13 protein-coding genes are annotated in these 19,816 nt (G+C 75.9%); 12 read left to right on the forward strand and 1 reads right to left on the reverse strand.

Annotated elements, in window-relative coordinates:
- The first annotated feature begins 84 nt into the window (after positions 1–84).
- The 12 genes from C892_RS0113545 to C892_RS0113600 all read left to right on the forward strand — a co-directional run bounded on the left by C892_RS0113545 (position 85) and on the right by C892_RS0113600 (position 18,940).
- Positions 85–7,209 carry a non-ribosomal peptide synthetase gene (locus tag C892_RS0113545; protein ID WP_017557656.1) on the forward strand — a complete coding sequence of 2,375 codons (7,125 nt, stop codon included), beginning with the start codon at positions 85–87 and terminating at the stop codon, positions 7,207–7,209.
- Between the two features lie 57 nt (positions 7,210–7,266).
- Positions 7,267–8,253, forward strand: coding sequence for an ABC transporter substrate-binding protein (locus C892_RS0113550; RefSeq protein ID WP_017557657.1), 987 nt, complete (start codon positions 7,267–7,269; stop codon positions 8,251–8,253).
- Between the two features lie 126 nt (positions 8,254–8,379).
- Positions 8,380–9,006 carry a GNAT family N-acetyltransferase gene (locus tag C892_RS0113555; RefSeq protein WP_017557658.1) on the forward strand — a complete coding sequence of 209 codons (627 nt, stop codon included), beginning with the start codon at positions 8,380–8,382 and terminating at the stop codon, positions 9,004–9,006.
- Positions 9,007–9,030: 24 nt separating this feature from the next.
- The gene (gene entS, locus C892_RS0113560) at positions 9,031–10,320 is read left to right on the forward strand and encodes an enterobactin transporter EntS (protein WP_017557659.1); all 1,290 of its coding nucleotides are present in this window, start codon (positions 9,031–9,033) and stop codon (positions 10,318–10,320) included.
- Between the two features lie 103 nt (positions 10,321–10,423).
- Positions 10,424–10,654, forward strand: coding sequence for an MbtH family protein (locus C892_RS0113565; RefSeq protein ID WP_017557660.1), 231 nt, complete (start codon positions 10,424–10,426; stop codon positions 10,652–10,654).
- Positions 10,651–12,015: an enterobactin transporter EntS gene (gene entS / locus C892_RS0113570; protein WP_017557661.1), complete on the forward strand. Its 1,365-nt coding sequence runs from the start codon at positions 10,651–10,653 to the stop codon at positions 12,013–12,015. Before C892_RS0113565 ends, entS (C892_RS0113570) begins: the two co-directional genes overlap by 4 nt.
- Complete coding sequence (locus C892_RS0113575; RefSeq protein ID WP_017541151.1) at positions 12,012–12,824, forward strand: siderophore-interacting protein; 813 nt, start codon at positions 12,012–12,014, stop codon at positions 12,822–12,824. The genes entS (C892_RS0113570) and C892_RS0113575 overlap by 4 nt, the downstream gene beginning before the upstream one ends.
- Positions 12,825–13,063: 239 nt before the next feature.
- Positions 13,064–13,486, forward strand: coding sequence for an aspartate 1-decarboxylase (gene panD, locus C892_RS0113580; protein ID WP_017541150.1), 423 nt, complete (start codon positions 13,064–13,066; stop codon positions 13,484–13,486).
- 487 nt (positions 13,487–13,973) lie between these two features.
- Positions 13,974–14,276, forward strand: a complete 303-nt coding sequence (locus C892_RS28930) for a hypothetical protein (protein ID WP_239647389.1) — start codon at positions 13,974–13,976, stop codon at positions 14,274–14,276.
- 83 nt (positions 14,277–14,359) lie between these two features.
- Positions 14,360–15,643, forward strand: coding sequence for an MFS transporter (locus tag C892_RS0113590; RefSeq protein WP_017557663.1), 1,284 nt, complete (start codon positions 14,360–14,362; stop codon positions 15,641–15,643).
- A 702-nt stretch (positions 15,644–16,345) separates the two neighbouring features.
- Positions 16,346–16,852: a DUF4352 domain-containing protein gene (locus C892_RS0113595; protein WP_017557664.1), complete on the forward strand. Its 507-nt coding sequence runs from the start codon at positions 16,346–16,348 to the stop codon at positions 16,850–16,852.
- Positions 16,853–17,257: 405 nt separating this feature from the next.
- On the forward strand, positions 17,258–18,940 hold the full coding sequence (locus tag C892_RS0113600) for an endo-1,4-beta-xylanase (protein WP_017557665.1): 1,683 nt from the start codon (positions 17,258–17,260) through the stop codon (positions 18,938–18,940).
- 140 nt (positions 18,941–19,080) lie between these two features.
- Here the strand turns inward: C892_RS0113600 and C892_RS0113605 are convergent, their stop codons facing one another.
- Positions 19,081–19,671, reverse strand: coding sequence for a helix-turn-helix domain-containing protein (locus C892_RS0113605; RefSeq protein WP_017557666.1), 591 nt, complete (start codon positions 19,669–19,671; stop codon positions 19,081–19,083).
- Positions 19,672–19,816 lie beyond the last annotated feature (145 nt).

The raw sequence follows: 19,816 nt of genomic DNA on the forward strand, positions 1-19,816 counted from the left end.
ATCAACACGGGTCTCCCCTCTTTGGACTTCCCGGTCCGCCGACGCGGACCCCGCACGACGCACGCTTCAGAAAGGCGGACACGAGTGAGCAGCGCATCCGGGCTGGAGGACATCCTCCCGCTGACCCCCTTGCAGGAGGGGCTGCTGTTCCACAGCGGGCTCGGCGACGGCGCGGCCGACGCCTACAACGTCCAGGTCGCCCTCGACCTGGACGGCCCGCTCGACGCCGAGCGGCTGCACCGGGCCGCCGACGCGCTCCTGGTGCGCCACCCGCACCTGCGCTCGGCCTTCCGCCGCCGCCGCAACGGCCAGCCCGCCGCCCTGGTCGGCACGTCCGTCCCCGCCTCCTGGCGGTACGCCGAGACCACCGAGGACGACCTCCCGGACCTGCTGGAGGCCGAACGCGCGGCCCGCTTCGACCCCGCGCGCCCGCCGCTCCTGCGGTTCGTCCTGGCCCGCACCGGCGCCGACCGGAACGTCCTGGTCCTCACCCACCACCACATCCTCCTCGACGGGTGGTCCCTGCCGCTGCTGGTGCGCGACCTGATGCGGATCTACGCCGACGACGGCGCCGCCGCCCTGCCCAGGCCCGTCCCCTACCGCCACTACCTGGCCTGGCTCGCCTCCCGCGACACCGACGCCGCCCGCAAGGCCTGGGCCGAGGCCCTGGGCGGGGTGCCCGGCCCCACCCGGATCACCGAGGCGGCCCAGGCGGAGCGGCGGGCCGGGGCGGCCGGTGGTGCGGACGGCGGCGCACCGCGCGGGGTGACCGTCGACCTGCCCGCCGGCCTCACCCGGCGCATGGAGGCCCTCGCCCGCGAGCGGGGCGTCACCCCCAGCACCGTCCTCCAGGCCGCCTGGGGCCTGGTGCTGGCCCGGCTGCTCGACCGCGACGACGTCGTCTTCGGCACCGCCGTCTCCGGCCGCCCGCCCGAGCTGCACGGCGCCGAGGCGATGATCGGCCTGTTCATCAACACCGTCCCGGTGCGCGTGGCGCTGCGCCCCCGCGAGAGCGCGGCCGGGCTGCTCACCCGCATGCGCGACGAGCGGGCGCGGCTGCTGGAGCACGACCACCTGGGCCTGGCCGACATCCAGTCCGCGGCCGGGGGCGAGCTGTTCGACACCCTGCTGGTGGTCGAGAACTACCCCCTGGAGGGCGCCGACCCGGCGGCGGACGTGCCCGGCCTCAGCGCCCGCGTGCGCGGGTCCGCCGACGCCACCCACTACCCGCTCTCGGCCGCCGCCGTCCCCGGCGGCGCCCCCGACGGCGGCCTGCGCCTGCGCTTCGGCCACCTGCCGGACCGGGTCCCCGCCGCGCTGGTCGAGCGGATCGGCGACTGGACGGCGGGGGTGCTCGGCGCCCTCGTCGAGGACCCCGACCGCCCGGTGGCCGGGCTGGCCCTGCCCGGGGCGGCCGAACGGGAGCGCCTGGACGCCTACTCGGCCGGCGGGCCGGTCGGGGTGCCCGCCGCGACCTTCCCCGAGCTGTTCGAGCGCCGCGTCGCCGCCGCCCCCGAGGCCCCCGTGCTGGAGGGCGAGCACACCTCCTTCACCGCCGCCGAGGTGCGGGCCCGCGCCGCCCGGCTGACCCGGGCCCTCATCGCGCGCGGGGCGGGCCCCGAGCGCACGGTCGCGGTCGCCGCCCCGCGCTCGCCCGAGCTCATCGTCGCCCTGGTCGCGGTCATGGGCTCCGGCGCGGCCTACCTGGCCCTGGACCCGGCCCACCCGGACGAGCGGTGGGCCGCCATGCTGGACGACGCCGCCCCGGTGTGCGTGCTGGCCGACGACGGACTGGCCGATCGGGTCGCGGCGCTGACCGGAGCCCCGCTGCTGGTGCCCGGCGGCCGCGACGCCGCCGAGGTGGCCGCCGCCTCGCCCGAGCCGGTCACCGACGCCGACCGGATCGCGCCCGTGGCCCCCGAGAACGCGGCCTACGTCATCTACACCTCCGGCTCCACCGGGACGCCGAAAGGAGTCGTCGTCCCGCACGCCGGCATCGCCAAGCTCGCCGCCACCGCCGACCGGCGGATCGGCGCCGGGCCCGGCGCGGTGATCACCCAGATGGGCTCGCCCGGCTTCGACGTGGCGTTCTGGGAGATGTGCATCGGGCTGCTGGGCGGCGGCCGCCTGGTGGTCGTCCCCGACGAGCGCCGGGTCCCCGGCCCGCCGCTGGCCGACTTCCTGCACGAGCGCGGCGTCACCCACGCCGCGCTGCCCCCGGCGCTGCTCTCGGCGCTGCCGGAGGGCACCGAGCTGCCCGAGGGGATGACCGTGCTCGCGGGGACCGAGGCCGTGCCGCCCGCCCTGGTGCGCCGGTTCGCCGCCCGCGGGCCCATGTTCAACTGCTACGGGCCGACCGAGGGCATCGTCAACGCCACCATCGGGGCGTGCACGGCCGACACCGGGGACGAGCGCGTGCCCATCGGCCGCCCCGACCCGGGGGTGCGGGCCCGGGTGCTTGACGGCGGCCTGCGGCCCGTGCCGCCGGGCGTGCCCGGGGAGCTGTACCTGGCCGAGGAGCCCGGCCCCGGCGGCGCACGGGCGCTGGCGCGCGGCTACCTGAACCGCCCGGGACCGACCGCGGGCCGGTTCATCGCCGACCCGTGGGCCGCCGAGCCCGGCGCCCGCATGTACCGCACCGGCGACCTGGTGCGCTGGACCGGCGACGGGCGCCTGGAGTTCCTCGGCCGCACCGACAACCAGGTCAAGATCCGCGGCTTCCGCGTCGAACCGGAGGAGACCGAGGCCGCCCTGGCCGCGGTCCCCGGGGTCGCGGCGGCCGCGGTGGCCGTGCTCGACGACGACGAGGGCGCCCCGATGCTGGTGGGCTACGCGGTCCCGGCCGGCCTCGACCCCGCCGCTCTGCGCGCCCGCCTCGGCGAGGTGCTGCCGCCCGCCATGGTCCCGGCCGCGATCGTGCCCATGGACGCCCTGCCCGTGCTGCCCAACGGCAAGGTGGACCGGTCGGCCCTGCCCGCCCCCGACTTCGCCGGCCTGGCCGTCCGCCGCCCCGCGCGCGACCCCGGCGAGCAGCTGCTGTGCGACCTGTTCGCCGACGTCCTGGGGGTGCCCGAGGTCGGCATCGACGACGACTTCTTCGCCCTGGGCGGCCACTCGCTGCTCGCGGGCCGCCTGGTGGCGCGCATCCGCGCGGCCCTGGGCCGGGAGGTGCCCCTGCGCGCCGTCTTCGACGCCCCGACCGTGGCCGGGCTGGCCCGGGCCCTGGGCGGCGAGCGGGCCCGGCCCGCGCTGCGCCGCACCGAGCTGCCCGAGCGGCCGCCGCTGTCCTACGCCCAGCAGCGCATGTGGTTCCTGCACCGGCTGGACGGCCCCTCGGCCACCTACAACATCCCCTTCTGCGCCCGCCTCACCGGTGGGCTCGACACCGCCGCGCTGCAGAGCGCGCTCGGCGACCTGACCGACCGGCACGAGACGCTGCGCACCGTCTTCCCCGAGGACGACGGGGTGCCCTACCAGCGCATCCTCGCCCCGGAGCAGGGACGGCCCGCGCTGCCGGTCACCGAGGTCGCCGAGGACGGCCTCGACGCGGCCCTGGAGGCCGAGGCCGCCGGCGGGTTCCGCCTGGAGGAGGAGCCGCCGCTGCGCGCCCGCCTCTTCCGCACCGGCCCCGACGAGCACGTGCTGCTGCTGGTGGTCCACCACATCGCCGCGGACGGCTGGTCGGCCCGCCCCCTCCTGCGCGACCTGGGGCGGGCCTACACCGCCCGCCGTTCGGGAGGGGCGCCCGCGTGGACGCCCCTGCCCGTCCGGTACGCCGACCACGGGGTGCACCAGCGCGCGGTCCTGGGCTCCGAGGACGACCCGGACAGCGAGTCGGCCCGCCAGGCCGCCTACTGGCGGGAGCGGCTGCGCGGCCTGCCCGAGGAGCTGCCGCTGCCCACCGACCGGCCCCGTCCCGCCGTCGCGCGCGGCGCGGGCGGCTCGGTGGGGTCCGTGCTCGGCGCCGACCTGGAGGCACGCCTGCGCACCCTCGCCCGCTCGGCCGACGTCAGCGCGTTCATGGTCCTGCAGGCCGCGGTCGCCGCCCTGCTCACCCGCCTGGGCGCGGGCACCGACGTCCCCCTGGGCACGCCGGTGGCCGGGCGCGACGACGCCGCCCTGGACGAGATGGTCGGCTTCTTCGTCAACACGCTGGTCCTGCGCACCGACACCTCCGGCGACCCCGGGTTCCGGGAGCTGCTCGCCCGGGTGCGCGAGACCGACCTGGAGGCGTTCGAGCACGACTCCATCCCCTTCGAGCGCCTGGTGGAGCTGCTCAACCCGGCCCGGTCGATGAGCCGGCACCCGCTGTTCCAGGTGATGGTGGCCTACCAGAGCGGCGGCCCCACCCCGCCGGAGATGGAGGGGCTGGGGGTGCGGCGCCACCCGGTGCGGGCCGACGCCGCCAAGTTCGACCTGGCCTTCGAATTCGCCGACCGGGGCGCCGAGGGCGGCGGCCTGGAGTGCACGCTGGTCTACGCGACCGACCTGTTCGACGAGGGCACCGCGCGCAACATGCTCCTGCGCCTGGAGCGGCTGCTGGAGGCGGTGGCCACGGCGCCGGACACGCCGCTGAGCGCGGTCGGCCTCATGGACGCCCAGGAGGAGCGGTCGGCGGCCGCGGCCGCCTCCGGGCCGGCCGTCCCCGCCGAGGCGGTGACGCTGCCCGAGCTGTTCGAGCGCCAGGCGGCGCAGGGGCCCGGGGAGCCGGCCGTGTCCTGCGCCGGGCAGGAGTGGACCTTCGGCGGGCTCAACGAGCGGGCCAACCGGTTGGCGCACGAGCTGATCGCCCGCGGGGCGGGGCCGGAGCGCATCGTGGCGCTGCTGCTGCCGCGCTCGGCCGACACCGTCGCGGCGATCCTGGCGGTCCTGAAGTCCGGTGCGGCCTACCTGCCGATCGACCCGGCCTACCCGGACGGGCGCATCGCCGGAATGCTGGAGGACGCCGGGCCCACGCTGCTCATCACCGCCCCGGAGCTGGAGGAGCGCGCATCGGACCTGCTGGGGAACGCCTCCGCGCTGCTCGTCCTGGGCCCCGACACCGCCTCCGGCCGGCCGGGCACCGACCCGGTCGACGCCGACCGGACGGCGCCGCTCACCCCCGGGTGCGCCGCCTACGTCATCTACACCTCCGGCTCCACCGGGCGCCCCAAGGGCGTGCAGGTCGAGCACCGCAGCATCGCCAACCTGTTCGCCAGCCATCGGGAGAGGCTGTACCTGCCGACCCGGCGCCGCGCCGGGCGGGACCGGCTGCGCGTGGGGCACTCCTGGTCCTTCGCCTTCGACGCCTCCTGGCAGCCGCAGCTGTGGCTGCTCGACGGGCACGCCCTGCACATCGCCACCGAAGAGGAGATGCACGACCCCGAACTGCTGGTGCGGCGCCTGCGCGCCGAGCGGGTCGACTTCGTCGAGGTGGCCCCCTCGCACGCGGTCCAGCTGCTGGCGGCCGGGCTCGACCGGCCGGCGGAGGACGGCGGCCGCGCGCACCCGCTGACCATGGGCGTCGGCGGGGAGGCCGTGCCGCGCACCCTGTGGGGGCGGCTGCGCGACCTGCCCGGGACCGAGGTGCACAACCTCTACGGCCCCACCGAGGCCACCGTGGACGCGCTGTCGGCGCGCCTGGCCGACGGCGAGCGGCCGGTCATCGGCCACCCGACCGCCAACACCCGCGCCTACGTGCTGGACGCGCGGCTGCGCCCGGTCCCGCCGGGCGTGGTCGGCGAGCTGTACCTGGCCGGGGCCGGGGTGGCCCGCGGCTACCTGGGCCGCCCGGGCACCAGCGCCGAGCGGTTCACCGCCGACCCGTTCGGGCCCCCGGGGGCGCGCATGTACCGCACCGGCGACCTGGTGCGGCGCCTGGCGGAGGGGGCGGTGGACTACATCGGCCGCTCCGACGGGCAGGTGAAGGTGCGGGGCTTCCGCATCGAGCTGGGCGAGATCGCCGCGGCCCTGGAGGCGCACGGCCGGGTGGCGGCGGCCGCCGTCGACACCTGGGAGCCGGTCACGGGCGACCGGCGCATCGCCGCCTACGTGGTGCCCGCCCCCGGCGGGGACGGTGCCCCGGGCGCGGCCGAGCTGCGGGCCCACCTGGCCGAGCGGCTGCCCGACTACATGCTCCCGGCCGCCTACGTTGCGCTGGAGGCGCTGCCGCTGACCGCGCACGGCAAGCTCGACCGGGACGCCCTGCCGGTGCCGGACGCCGCCGCGGCCCCGGCGCCGGGGCGGCCCCCGGCCGACGGCGCCGAGGCGGTGATGTGCGCGCTGTTCGCCGAGGTCCTGGGCGCCGAGGGGATCGGGGCCGACGACGACTTCTTCGCCGCCGGCGGCCACTCGATGCTGCTGGTGCGGCTGCGGTCGCGCATCGCCGCCGAGACCGGGCGCGCCCCGGCCGTCTCCGACCTGTTCGCCCACCCCACCCCGGCCGCGCTGGCCGAGTTCCTGCGGGGGCGGGACGGCGCCCCGGACGGGGTGGTCACCCTGCGCGCGGGCGCGGGGGACGCGGGGGAGGAGCCGCTGTTCTGCGTGCACCCCTCGGGCGGGATGGCGCTGCCGTTCGTCGGGCTGCGGGACCACCTGCCGCCGGAGCGGCCGCTGTACGGGATCGAGTCGCCGGACCTGGCCGCGGCCGCGGACGGGTGCCGGCCCGGCTCGGTGGAGGAGCTGGCCCGCGCCTATGCGGACCGGATCCGCCGGGTGCGCCCCTCGGGGCCCTACCACCTGGCGGGCTGGTCGTTCGGCGGGGCGGTGGCCCACGCGGTGGCCGGGCTGCTGGAGGCCGAGGGGGAGCGCGTGGGCCTGGTGGCCCTGCTGGACGCCCCGCTTCCGGGCGCCGCGGGCGCCGCGGGGGCCCCGGCCGGTGGCGACGGCGACGGTCCGCTCGCCGCCAACCACCGCCTGGCCGCGCGGCTGCTCCGGGAGGAGCCCGCCCCCGGGGCCCCGCGCTACACCGGTCCGGTCCTGCTGCTCACCGCCGAGGACACACCCGCGGGGGCGGTCGAGGCGTGGCGGGCCTTCTCCGCCGGGCCGGTGGAGACCGCCGAGGTCCCCGCCCCCCACCTGCGGATGCTGGAGGGGCCCGGCCTGGAGGCGGTCGGGCGCGCCCTGGCCGCCGCGCTCGCCGGGCGGGCGGCCGCCGCCCCGCCCGAAGGTCACGATCCCGAATCGTCCCGGACCACCGCATTGCAGACCGGGGACGGCGCAGTAAGGTAAGGCTGGCCTATCAGAGGATAGGCGATCCTCACATCTTCGGAACGGAGCAGGAACACCATGGAGGGACGCGCCTCGACCGCCCATCCCCCGGCCCTGGCGCGGCGCCTGGGCACCGGCGCCGCCGCGGCGGTCCTCGCCCTGACCCTGGCCGCGTGCGGCAGCGGGACGGGCGCGCAGGAGGAGACGGACACCGCCACCCGCGGCTTCGCCAGCGACCACACCGAGGGCGAGGTGGAGATCCCCGAGTCGCCCGAGCGCATCGTCGCCATCGGGTGGGCGGTGCCCGCGCTCATCTCGGTGGAGGAGGCCGAGCTGGTCGGGGTCTCGCGCGGGACCCAGGACACCAGCCTGACCCCACAGGAGCTGACGCAGGTCGAGGAGCTGCCCGAGGTCGGCACCGACCTGGAGATCGACGTGGAGAAGGTCGCCGAGCTGGAGCCGGACCTCATCGTCTCCGGCCTGGCCTCGGCGATGGAGTTCGACTACTCCGAGCTGGAGCAGGTGGCCCCGGTCGCCGTGGCGGCCATGGACGCGCCCGTGCAGTGGAAGGAGACCAGCGAGCGCATCGCCGACGCGGCAGGGGTGGCCGACGCCCACGCCGAGCTCGTCGAGGAGTACGACGCGCGCGCCGAGGAGCTGTCCCAGACCTACGCCGAGGAGCTGGAGGACACGACCTTCGCCTCGGTGGCCGCGTGGGGCGACGGCAACTGGACACTGGAGCACCGCGACGCCCACGGGGCCAACGTGCTCGCCGACGCCGGCCTCCGGTTCACCGAGGCGGCCGAGGACGGGGCGTTCAGCGAGAGCCTCTCCGTCGAGGAGCTGGACCGGCTCGACGAGTACGACGCCGTCATCGTGCGGGCGCAGGAGAACGGCGACGTCGATCCCGAAGTCCAGAAGATCATGGACCAGGGGCCCTGGGACGAGACCGAGCCGGCTCAGGCCGACCGTGTCTACCCGGTCCCGTTCGTGGGCGCGATGAGCTACACCACCGGGCTGCTGGTCTTCGACGAGCTGGAGGAGCGCGTCCTCAAGGACCTGTGACCGGGGCCGGCCGCGTTCCGGCGGGCCCCGAGACCCATCGCCCGCCTCGGCGCCCTGCACAGGGCGCCGAGGCGGGCGTACGCGCGCGGCCGACCGGCCGCGACCGACAACGGAGGTGACCCAACGGTGCCCGACAGCACCCGAGCGCCCTGGCGCTCCCCGCGGGAGATCCCCGCGGGCCCCGACGTCCTGGCCGCCGGACCGCCCCCGGTCCCCGCATCGGCGCCGCCCTTCGCGATGCGCGTCGCCCGCGCCGGCGGCGCGGACCTGGAGACGCTGCACACCTGGATGAACCGGCCCCACGTGGAGCGGTTCTTCGAGCGCGCCTGGACCAGGGAGCGCTGGGCCGAGGAGATCGCCGGGCAGGTGTCCGGGACGTTCTCCCGCCCGGTCCTGGTCTCCGAGGACGGCAGGGACGCGGCCTACATCGAGCTGTACCGGGCGGCGCGCGACGTCGTGGGGGAGGCCTACCGCTCCGAGCCGCACGACGTGGGCCTGCACATCGCCATCGGCGAGGAGCAGGACACCGGCCGCAGGCTGGGCGCACGGATCTTCGCCGCGGTGACGCAGGCCGTGTTCGCCGCCGACCGGCGGTGCCGGACCGTGCTGATCGAACCCGACGCCGCCAACGCCCCGGCGCGCAGGGCCGCCGAGCGGGCGGGCCTGCGGTTCGGGGGAGAGGTCGCCCTCCCGCACAAGAAGGCGGCCCTGTTCTTCGCGGACCGCCCCGAAGGGGACCATGACCGGGAGTGACCGCGGCCGGAACGGGGTGCGGGCGTGACCGCCTCCTCGCTCTCCTCCGTCGCCATGGACCTGAGCCCCCTGCGCACACCGGGGGGCTTCCGCATCCTGTTCGCGGTCCGGCTGGTGTCGCTGCTCGGCGGCGGCTACCGGATGGTGGCCCTGCCCCTGCAGGTCTACGCGCTGACCGGGTCCTCGGTGCTCGTCGCCAGCGTCAGCGTGGTCAACGGCCTGTCGAGCTTCACCGGAACGCTGGTCGGCGGCCCCCTCGCCGACCGGGTCGACCGCCGCCGCCTGGTCCTGGCCGGGGCCGTCGCCGAGGCGGTCGTGGTCTCCCTGTTCGCCGCGAACACCGTCCTGCCCGGCGGTGCCCGCCTCGAAATGATCTACCTCGGCGCGGCGGTCAGCGGGTGCGTGGGCACGACCGGGCTGATCGCCCAGCAGTCCATGGTCCCCGCGCTCGTCGGCCCGGCCCGCCTGCCCGCGGCGGGCGCCCTGTTCGCGCTGACCGCGCAGATCGGTGCGGTGGCCACGCCCGCGCTGGGCGGGCTGGTGGTGGCGGCCTTCGGCGTGGGCGCCGGGTTCGCCGGAACGGCGGTGGTCGCCCTGTTCGCCATCGCCGCCTCGCTCTTCCTCCCGCGGGCGCGCCCCGAGGAGGGCGAGGACGCGGGGGGCGGGATCGGCCGGGCCCTGGGCGGCGCGGTGTTCGCCGTGCGCGACCCGGTGGTGCGGCCGCTCATGGTGCTCGGCTTCTCCCAGGCGCTGCTGGCCATGCCGCTGGTCCTGATCCCCGAGTTCACGGACACGGTGCTGGGCGCGGGGCCCGAGGAGGCGGGGCTGCTGTACGCGGCGCCGGCCGCCGGGGCCGTCGCGGCCTCGCTCACCAGCGGTTGGACCGGCCGCGTGCGGCGCCCGGGGGCGGTGGTCTGCGCGGCGGTGGGGCTGTGCGGAGCGGCGGTGGCCTGCCTGGGGCTGAGCCGGTCGGTCCCGCTGGCGCTGGCCGCGCTGCTGCTCCTGGGGTGCGGGCAGGCCCTGGAGGAGATCCTGCGCTATGCGCTCGTCCAGTCGCGCACCCCGGACGAGCTGCGGGGACGGGTCAGCGGCGTGTGGCTGGCCCAGGCCACCGTCGGCGGCTCGCTGGGGGTGTCCCTGATGGGCGCCCTGGCGGCGCTGCTGGGCCCGGCCGCCGCCCTGCTGGCAGCGGGGTCGGCCTGCACCGCCGTCGTCGCGTCCACGGCGGCCGCCGAACGGGGCCTGCGCCGCCCGAGGGACGCGGACGCCCCCGCGCACGGCGCCGGCGGGGACGGCGGCGCAGGCCACACATAAAACCCTAAGGCAAGGCTTGCCTAATCGTGCGATGTGCGGGAAGGTGGCCCCTGGGCGGCCGCGCCCCGTGCACTGTGGACACCGAACCATCGAGGACCGGACCATGACCAACCCCTTCGACGACCCCGAGGGCACCTTCCTGGTGCTCGTCAACGACGAGGACCAGTACTCCCTCTGGCCGGAGTTCGCCGAGGTCCCCGCAGGCTGGACCACCGTCTACGGGCCCGCCGACCGTACCTCCGCCCTGGAGCACATCGAGGCCAACTGGACCGACCTGCGGCCCCGGAGCCTGCGTGAGGCGATGGAAGGCGCCGGGGCCACCGGCGCGGCGTGAGCGCGCGCGGCCCCCGGCTGCGCCGGGCCCTGGGCCGCGCGGCCATCGACCTCACCCCCCTCAAGGCCAGCCGCCCCTTCCGCACCGTCTTCGCCGCGCGCACCCTGTCCGTCTTCGGGCTGGGGTTCGCGCTGGTCGCGCTCCCCCTCCAGGTCTACGGCCTCACCGGCTCGTCGACCATGGTGGCCCTGGTCAACGCCGTCAACGGCGTCTCGGTGCTGGGCGGAACGCTGGTGGCCGGTGTGCTGGCCGACCGCCGCCCCCGGCGCGGGCTCATCGTCACCGGCCGCCTCGCCGCCACCGCCGCCTTCACCGGGCTCGCGCTGAGCGCCCTGTGGCTGGACGGCGCCGCCGCCATGGCCGCGATCGTCGTGTGCGCGGCCTTCAACGGCTTCCTGGGCACCTTCAGCCAGGTGGCGCTGCAGGCGGCGGTCCCCGGGCTGCTGCCGCGCGACCGGCTGCCGGCCGCCGGGGCCCTGCTCGCCCTCACCGGCAAGCTCGGCAGCGTGGTCGCGCCCGCCGCCGGGGGCGCGCTGATCGCGCTGCTGGACTACCCGCTCGTCTACACCGTCACCGCCGCCGCCTCCGCGGTGACCACCCTGATGGTGGCCCGCCTGCCCGCCATGGCGCCCGAGCACGCCCCCGGTGCGGCCGACGGCGCCACCGACGGCGCCACCGACGGCGCCACCGCACGGCCCTCGCCCCTGGCGGCCATCGCCGAGGGCGCGGGCTTCGCGGTCCGGGACCGGGTGGTCGGCCCCATCCTGCTGCTCGGCTTCGTGCAGCTCCTCTTCGCCACCCCCTACGTGCTCATCCCCGAGCTGACCGACCGGGTCCTGGGCGGCGGTGAGCAGACCGCGGGCCTGCTCTACTCGGCCTCCGCCGCCGGCGCCGTGGCCGCCTCGCTGACCAGCGGGTGGACCGCGCGCCTGCGCCGCGCCGGGGCGGTGCTCCTGGCGGCCGTGGCCCTGTGCGGCGCCGCCGCGGCCGGGCTGGGCGCCTCCACCGCGCTCACCGCCGCCGTCGCGGCCCTGGTCGCCCTGGGCTTCGCCGAGATCATCGAGGAGATCCTGCGCTTCGCCCTGCTGCAGTCGCACACCCCCGACGCGCTGCGCGGGCGGGTCAACAGCGTCTGGACGGCGCAGAACACCGTCGGCGGGTCGCTGGGCGGCGTGGTGCTCGGCGCGCTCGCCGCCGTCGTGGGCCCCGGGGCCGCCGTGCTCGCCGGGGGCGCCGCCACGGTGGCGCTCACCGCCGCCATCGCCGGCGCCTTCCCCGGCCTGCGCCGGGCCCGGCCGGGCGGCGCGGCCGTCCCCCCTCCCCGCACCCCATCCGAACCCGAGAAGGAGAAGTCCACATGACCGCGGCACTGACGGAGCCCAGGCTGGAGTGGTACCCCCTGCAGCCGCGCACCCTGCGGGTCAGCGGGGTCGACCGGGTCACCCCGCGCATGATCCGCGTGGTGCTCACCGGCGAGGAGCTGGAGGGGTTCCGCACCGACAACTTCGACGACCACGTCAAGGTGTTCCTTCCCGGGGAGGGCGAGCGCAGCCCTCGCCTGCCCGCCATGGACGAGCAGGGGCGCTGGAACATGCGCGCCCCCGGCCTGACCTACCGCGACTACACGGTGCGCAGCTTCGACCCCTCCGCCGCCGAGCTGGTGCTGGACTTCGTCGCCCACGACCACGGCCCCGCCGGGCGCTGGGCCATGAGCGCCCGCCCCGGTGACGAGCTCGGGGTGCTCGGGCCGCGCGGCACCCTGCACATCGACCGCGGGTACGACTACCACCTGCTGGGCGCGGACGAGACCGCGCTGCCGGCGGTGGCCCGGCGCATCGAGGACCTGCCGCGCGACGCGCGCGTCCTCGCGCTCCTGGAGGTGGCCGACGCCCGGGAGGAGCAGTACATCGACGCCCCCGAGGGCGCGTCGATCACCTGGCTGCACCGGGACGGCGCCGCGCCGGGCACCACCGACCTGCTCGACCGGGCGCTGGCCGGGCTCACCCTGCCCGAGGGCACCGGGTTCGCCTGGTTCGGCGGGGAGGCGGACTCGCTCAAGCCGGTGCGGCGCCGGCTGAAGGAGATGGGGTTCGTGCGCAACTCCACCTCGGTCGTGGACGGCTACTGGCGCCGCGGCGCCGCCAACCACGACCACCACGCCGACGACTGAGCCGGCCACCGGGCGGGGCTGCGGGGCGGGGGAGTCCGTCCACCTCCGTTCCGCGCCCGTCCAGGCGGTGAGGGGCCCTAGGAGGCGCCGTCTGCGCCGTCTCCGTCCGCGCGGCCGCCCGGGAACACCTGGGCGGCCCCCCGCGTTCTCCGTGGTCGGGCGGGCACGCCATCATGGGAGCCGCACGGGACCTCTCCGAGGCCTGTAGACGGCGAGAACGCGAAACGAGGACCGAGATCGTGCAGCGCACCCTCATCAACGGCAAGATCCACCGGGCCACGGTCACCCAGGCCGACCTGCACTACGTGGGATCGATCACCATCGACGCCGACCTCATGGAGGCGGCCGACCTCGTCGACGGCGAGCAGGTGCACGTGGTCGACATCGACAACGGTGAGCGGCTGGTCACCTACGCCATCACCGGCGAGCGCGGCACCGGCGTGATCGGGATCAACGGCGCGGCGGCGCACCTGGTCAAGCCGGGGCACCTGGTGATCATCATGGGCTACGCCCAGGTGGACGAGGCCGAGCGCGGTCGGCACACGCCCAGCATCGTGCACGTGGACCGGGAGAACCGCATCATCGAGCTGGGCGGGGACCCGGCCGAGCCGGTGCCCGGCTCCGAGCAGATCTCCGGTCGGCAGGCCGTCGGCGTGCGCTGACGGACCCCGGAGACGAAGACGCACGACGGCCCGCGGCGGGACGCCCGGGCCGTTCTCCGTGCGCTCTTCGCGCGCTTCCATCGGGGCCCCGACCGGCGAGAGCGGGAACGCGTCAAGGCCGCGAAACGCGACGTCGAGCCAGGGGAGACGTCGTTTCGCGAGGGGCGCATGCCCGCACACGCCTGCCCCGGGTGGCCTGACGCGCACCGGAGGCTTGAGGGGGCGGGAGGACGGCCTCGGACACCGTGTTCGCGCAGGTCGCCACAGGTTGGCCGCCCAGCGCCCAGATTGGTGGATTCGGCCGCGATGTCCTCCGCGGTCGAATGGGCGGGCGCCGGCACGGCATCCGTCCGTGCCGGGATACGGCAACGGCGCGGCGCCCCCCTCTCGGGGCGTGGTTCCGAAAACGCCGATGAACACCGGTGGCCGTGTGTCCATAGGAAAGGGCTGTCCACTATCGGCCCTTTCGCCCGTCATGCGTGCGGGTATGGCGTCCTCTGCGATGGAGGACGAGGACGAGGACCGCAAGCGCGTGGCCACCCACATCGAGTGGCAGAAGCAGGGCGCTTGGGTGGTGCTCTGGGGCGCCTACACCCGCCGGTACTGGGCCTTCGCGCGCTGGCCCCTCCCGCCCGGCGGGGTGGCGGTGTGCGCGGTCGACCCCGAGGCCCTCTACGGCGAGATGCGCAAGGCCGAGCGCGAGCACGACTTCCTCAGGTGGCGGTACGGCGGCCGGAGCGCCCCGGCGGCGGGAGGGCCGCCTCCGAGCGCCCGATCGTCGCCCCCCTAGCATTGTGCCGGTCATCCGATGATGAGCGCGCAAGCCCGTGGCGGCGGGCGCGCCACAGGAGAGAGAGCGGCGGTGGGGGCGCGATGACGACGGCCGGGGAGGCGCCGGGCGGCGGCCGGGCACGGGCCGGAGACGGGCACGACCGTGCCCGGGTGCAGCGGCGGGCCGTCTCGGTCCTGGTGGCGGTCCAGGTCGTCGGCGGTCTCGGCGTCGGCGCCGCACTCTCGGTGGGCGGGCTCATCGCCGAGGCGCTCACCGGCTCGCAGAGCTGGGCGGGCATGGCGACCACCACCATCACCCTCGGGGCGGCGGTGTTCGCGCTCCCGCTGGCCGGGCTGGCGGCGCGCCGGGGGCGCCGCCCGGGGCTGGGCGCCGGGTGGGTCGTCGCGGCGTGCGGCGGCGCGGTGGCCATCGGCGGTGCCCAGGCCGGGTGGTTCCCGGTCTTCCTGGCGGGCATGGCCCTCTACGGCGCCGGCACCGCCACGAACCTGCAGGCCCGCCACGCCGCCGCCGACCTCGCCGACGACGCCACGCGCGGGCGCGACCTGTCCCTGGTGGTGTGGGCGACGACGGCGGGGGCGGTCGTGGGCCCCAACCTCACCGGTCCCGGGGCGGCCGTGGCCCGCCCGCTCGGGCTCGACCCGCTCCTGGGGCCGCTGCTCTTCTCCACCCTGGCCTTCGCCGCGGCCGGGGCGCTGACCCTGCTGCTCCTGCGCCCGGACCCGCTGCTGGTCGCGCGCGAGACCGGCGGGGGCCGGGCGGCGAGCGCGGGCAAGGAGCCGCCGCTGGAGTCGCTGCGCCTGGTCGTGCGCACGCCCATGGCGCTGCTGGCCCTGGTCGGGACCGTCGCCTCGCACACCGTGATGGTGGCGGTGATGACCATGACGCCGGTGCACATGTCCCACGGCGGCGCGGCGCTCACGGTGATCGGGCTGACCATCAGCCTGCACATCGCCGGAATGTACGCGCTGTCGCCGGTGGTGGGGTGGCTGTCGGACCGGGTCGGGCGGATCCCCACGCTGGTCGCGGGGCAGGGGATCCTCCTCGTCGCGGTCGTGATCGCAGGCGCCTCCGACCACCGTGAAGGGGTGGTCATGGCCGGTCTGGTGCTGCTGGGGCTGGGGTGGTCGTTCGGGCTGGTGTCGTCGTCGGCGATGCTGGCCGAGGCGCTTCCGCCGGAGCGTCGGCCGGGCGCCCAGGGGGTGACGGACCTGGCGATGAACCTGGGCGGGGCCGGGGCGGGCGCGCTGTCGGGGGTGCTGCTGTCGGCGTTCGGGTTCGGCGGGCTGAACGCCTTCGCGGCGGTGTTCGTCGTTCCGGTGTTCGCGCTGGTGCTGTGGGCCCGGCGCTCTCAGCGGGCGTCGTGAGGGGCGGCCGCGGCCTGTTTGCCCAATACGCACGGTGACGGGAGTTTCCCCATTCCGTGACTCCGGGTAGCACATCTCGCGTGCGAGGCGTTGGCGGTCCGGAAGCGGCGCGACCGGGTCCGCCCTGCGAGCGGGGGCGAGGCGATGACGGAGAGGGAGCCGGGCGAGGGCGGACACCCGCCCGAGGACGGGGACGAGGCGAACGGGCGGCCGTCGTCCGGGGACGCCCCCCGGCCTCCGGAGGAGGCGCCCCGGGACCCGTCCGACGGGTCCACGCCGGATCCCGGCGGCGCGGGCTCTCCGGAGCGGGAGGAGCCGGGCGGCCGGTCGACGGGTCCATGGTTCGCCCCTGCGGACGGCGGAGACTCTCGGCCTCAGGCCGGCCCCGGCGGCGCAGGCCAGGGTGCGGCAGGCGTCCCTGCGCCCGGGCCTGCGGGCCCCTCCGGCGCTCACCCCACCGGAGGTCGGATGCCGCCCGGTGCGACGGGGGCGGGGCCGCCGCCCGGATCACCGCCGCCTGAGCGGGGCGGCCCGGCCTGGGGACCACCTCCCGGTGGGCCGCCCCCGGGAGGCTGGGGAGGCCCACCGCCCGGGGGTCCGCCGCCCGGCGGGCCTCCTCCCGGAGGCGGCTACGCGGGCTATCCGCCGCCGTCGCAGGAGAAGACGACCCCGTGGGGCAAGATCATCGGTATCGGCTGTGCCGTGCTGGCGGTCCTGGCCATCCTCCTCGCCGTGGGCTGCACCGTTCTGGTGAACACCCTCGTCGAGAGGCGGGACGGCGTATCGGATGTCGGCGCGGACGGCGGCCCGGTGGGTGTCGGTGAACCGGCCGTCTCAGGCGGGTTCGAGTTCACGGTGACCCGGGTGCAGGACGATGTGCAGTCCTTCGGCGACGCGCCCTTCACCTCCGAGCCGAGCGGCCGGTACCTGGTGGTGTCGGTTCAGGCCCGCAACGTGGGAGAGGAGCCCGAGTACTTCGCCTCGACCGACGCCCGGGTGATCGGCGTCGACGGCAAGGAGTACTCGGCCGATGAGTCGGCCAGCGTGCTCGCCGAAGAGGGAGGAACCCTCTTCGAGGAGGTCAACCCGGGGTCGGTCGCAGAGGGCAAGATCCCCTTCGACCTCCCGCGAAGCGCAGACCCCGAAAGGATCGAACTCAGCGGCTGGACGTCCTATGACGACCCGGCGGTCATCCTGCTCAGCGGTTAGGCGGGATGCAGGCGGCCGGGGCGTTGGGCACCGCCCTCCAACGGGAGTGGCCATCGATAGTGGTGATTCCGCCACTATCGATTTACGCGGGAGGCTCCGATCGCCCCTATGGAAGGTGGATGAGGCATCTCCTCAGGGGCGCGACCCGTGCGGGGTGGATCCGTCGGTCCGGGCGCAGTGCAGGCGCTCAAGGCCGGCTACGCCGGCACGTGCAGAAACCGGCCCGTCGCGTTCGTCCATGGGGCCGACGTGCCCCGAGGCGCATAGCGCCCCCGCTTCCATAAAGGGCGTGAACCTCCCGGTGATGACTCCTATCCACATCGTCGCTCTCGGTGTTACGTTCCTCACTCGTGAATGGGAGCGCTCCCATTTCGCGAACGCCATCCCGCACACAGAAGGAGCGACATGGAAGTGGATCGACACGGCCCCCGACGCCCCTCGCGGTTCCGGCGGTGGTTCGGGGCCGGAGCGGCGGCCCTGCTCGTCGGTGCCGCGCTGCTGGCCCCCGCGCCCGCGCATGCCGACGCGCCGCTTCGGGAGCACGCGCAGGCCCGGGGCTTCGAGATCGGGGCGGCCCTCGGCACCGACCACCTCGACGACGACCCCGACTTCGCGCGCCTCGCGGGCGCCGAGTTCAACGCCGCCACCGCCGAGAACGCCATGAAATGGGAGTCGGTCCAGCCCTCGCGGGGGCAGTTCTCCTGGGGAGGCGCCGACGCCTTCATGAACGTCGCCGAGGCCAACGGTCAGCGCGTGCGCGGCCATACGCTGGTCTGGCACAGCCAGCTCCCCTCGTGGGTCTCCGACGGCGGTTTCGGCCGGGACGAGCTGCGCCAGGTCATGCGCGAGCACATCGATGCGGTCGCCGGACGGTACGCCGGCCGGGTGGCCTACTGGGACGTCGCCAACGAGATCTTCCTGGGGGACGGGTCGTGGCGGAACTCGGTCTTCTACGACACCCTGGGCGAGGACTACGTCGCCGACGCCCTGCGCATGGCCCATGAGGCCGACCCGAACGCCGAGCTGTACCTGAACGACTACAGCATCGACGGGATCAACGCCAAGAGCGACGCCTACTATGAGCTGGCACGCTCCCTGCTGCAGCAGGGCGTCCCGCTCGACGGCATCGGCATGCAGGCCCACCTCGTCAACGGCCAGGTGCCCGGCGACATGCAGCAGAACATCCAGCGCTTCGCCGACCTCGGCCTGGACGTGGCCGTCACCGAGCTGGACGTGCGCATCCAGATGCCCGCAGACCAGGCCGAACTGGAGCAGCAGGCGCGCGACTACCGCCAGGTGGTGGACGCCTGCCTGGCGGTGGACCGCTGTATCGGCGTCACCGTCTGGGGCATCGTGGACACCTACTCCTGGGTGCCCGACGTGTTCGAGGGGTACGGCGCCCCGCTCCTCTTCGACGACGACCACCGCCCCAAACCCGCCTACGACGCGGTCCACGACGCGCTCGCAGGCGGAGGGGAGCCGGACTCCGAGCCGCCCTCGGCCCCCGGGCAGCCCCGGGTCGACGAGGTCGGCTCATCCACGGCGGAGCTGTCCTGGCCCGCAGCCACCGACAACGTCGGCGTCGCCCGCTACACGGTGCACGCGGGCGGTGAACAGGTCGCGAGCGCCGCGGGCACCTCCACGACCGTCACCGGCCTACTGCCCGAGACCGAGTACTCCTTCACCGTGGTCGCCCACGACGCGGCCGGAAACGCCTCCGATCCGTCCCCGCCGGTGGCGGCCACCACCGGGGAGGGGGCGGCGCCCGGTCCGTGCGAGGTCGACTACACGGTCTCGAACGAGTGGGCCACCGGCTTCACCGGCGAGGTCGCCGTCACGCACAACGGGTCCTCCGCGCTCGACGGCTGGGAGCTGTCCTGGGGCTTCCCCGCCGGCCAACAGGTCACCAGCGGATGGTCGGGCGAGTGGACGCAGTCCGGATCCACAGTGACCGTGTCCAACACGAACTGGAACGGCAGCGTTCCCTCCGGCGGCTCGGTCAGTGTCGGCTTCAACGCCTCCCACGCCGGCAGCAACCCCGAACCGACCGCGTTCACGCTCAACGGCCGGTCCTGCACCGTCCTCTAGACCGCCGCGGCCCGCCGTGGCGGGGAGTCGAAACCCCGCCACGGCGTCCGCCCAACGCTCCCGTGCAGTACTGGGCGAGCCGGCCCCGTGATCCGCGTCGACGCCGCTCCCACCGCCCGCCGGGCACAGACCCCCGTTCCTCAGGGGGCGGCGCCCCCGCTGTCCGGGGCGGGCGGGAGGTGCACCGTCATGACGAGGTCGCAGGTCTCCTCGCCCGCACCTCGGTAGGCATGGGGCGCGTCCCCGGCGAAGGCCGCGGTCTCCCCCGCGCCCACGGCGTGTTCGACGCCGTCCACCACCAGCACCATCCGCCCGGAGGTCACGCTCAGCGTCTCCACCACCCCCGCCTGGTGCGGGTGGCTCGGGTACTCCTCGCCCGGTTCCAGGCGCCACCGCCAGACCTCCGTCGGCGCCGGGCCGGGGGTGGTGAGCATCAGCAGGGCGCGTCCGCCGTGCTCCCCGCTCCACAGCGGTTCCACGGACGCGGAGTCCACCACCCGGACGCGCTCCTCGGCCGGCCCCTCCAACAGGGCCGACACCGGGATGCCCAGTGTGTCGGCCAGCCGCACCAGTGTGGCCAGGTTCGGGTTCCCCTGGGCCTTCTCCAGGCCGACCAGGGCCCCCTTGCTCACCTGGGCGCGCCGGCCGAGCTCCTCCAAGGACAGGCCCGCGCGCAGCCGGGCCACCCGGACGTTGCGCGCCACCGTCCTCAGCGCCGCCTCCTCGGCCATGCGCCCTCCTCCGTGCCGGTCGGGGTCATCGCACTACACCCTACGGTCGGTCGGTTGACATGTGATGGTCGGTGCGTTGTACCGTTCAGTCGTTTCGATGACACGCCGGTCCCGTGCCGTGCCGAGGACCGTCAGGCCCGGCGCC

The sequence above is a fragment of the Nocardiopsis baichengensis YIM 90130 genome, from assembly GCF_000341205.1.
Classification (GTDB): Bacteria; Actinomycetota; Actinomycetes; order Streptosporangiales; family Streptosporangiaceae; genus Nocardiopsis_A; species Nocardiopsis_A halophila.

Bases quoted from the DNA above. Each gene is read 5' to 3' on its own strand.
- C892_RS0113550 (WP_017557657.1), top strand. From the start codon at position 7,267: ATGGAGGGACGCGCCTCGACCGCCCATCCCCCGGCCCTGGCGCGGCGC.
- C892_RS0113565 (WP_017557660.1), top strand. From the start codon at position 10,424: ATGACCAACCCCTTCGACGACCCCGAGGGCACCTTCCTGGTGCTCGTC.
- C892_RS0113575 (WP_017541151.1), top strand. From the start codon at position 12,012: ATGACCGCGGCACTGACGGAGCCCAGGCTGGAGTGGTACCCCCTGCAG.
- C892_RS28930 (WP_239647389.1), top strand. From the start codon at position 13,974: ATGGCGTCCTCTGCGATGGAGGACGAGGACGAGGACCGCAAGCGCGTG.
- C892_RS0113590 (WP_017557663.1), top strand. From the start codon at position 14,360: ATGACGACGGCCGGGGAGGCGCCGGGCGGCGGCCGGGCACGGGCCGGA.
- C892_RS0113600 (WP_017557665.1), top strand. From the start codon at position 17,258: ATGGAAGTGGATCGACACGGCCCCCGACGCCCCTCGCGGTTCCGGCGG.
- C892_RS0113605 (WP_017557666.1), bottom strand. From the start codon at position 19,671: ATGGCCGAGGAGGCGGCGCTGAGGACGGTGGCGCGCAACGTCCGGGTG.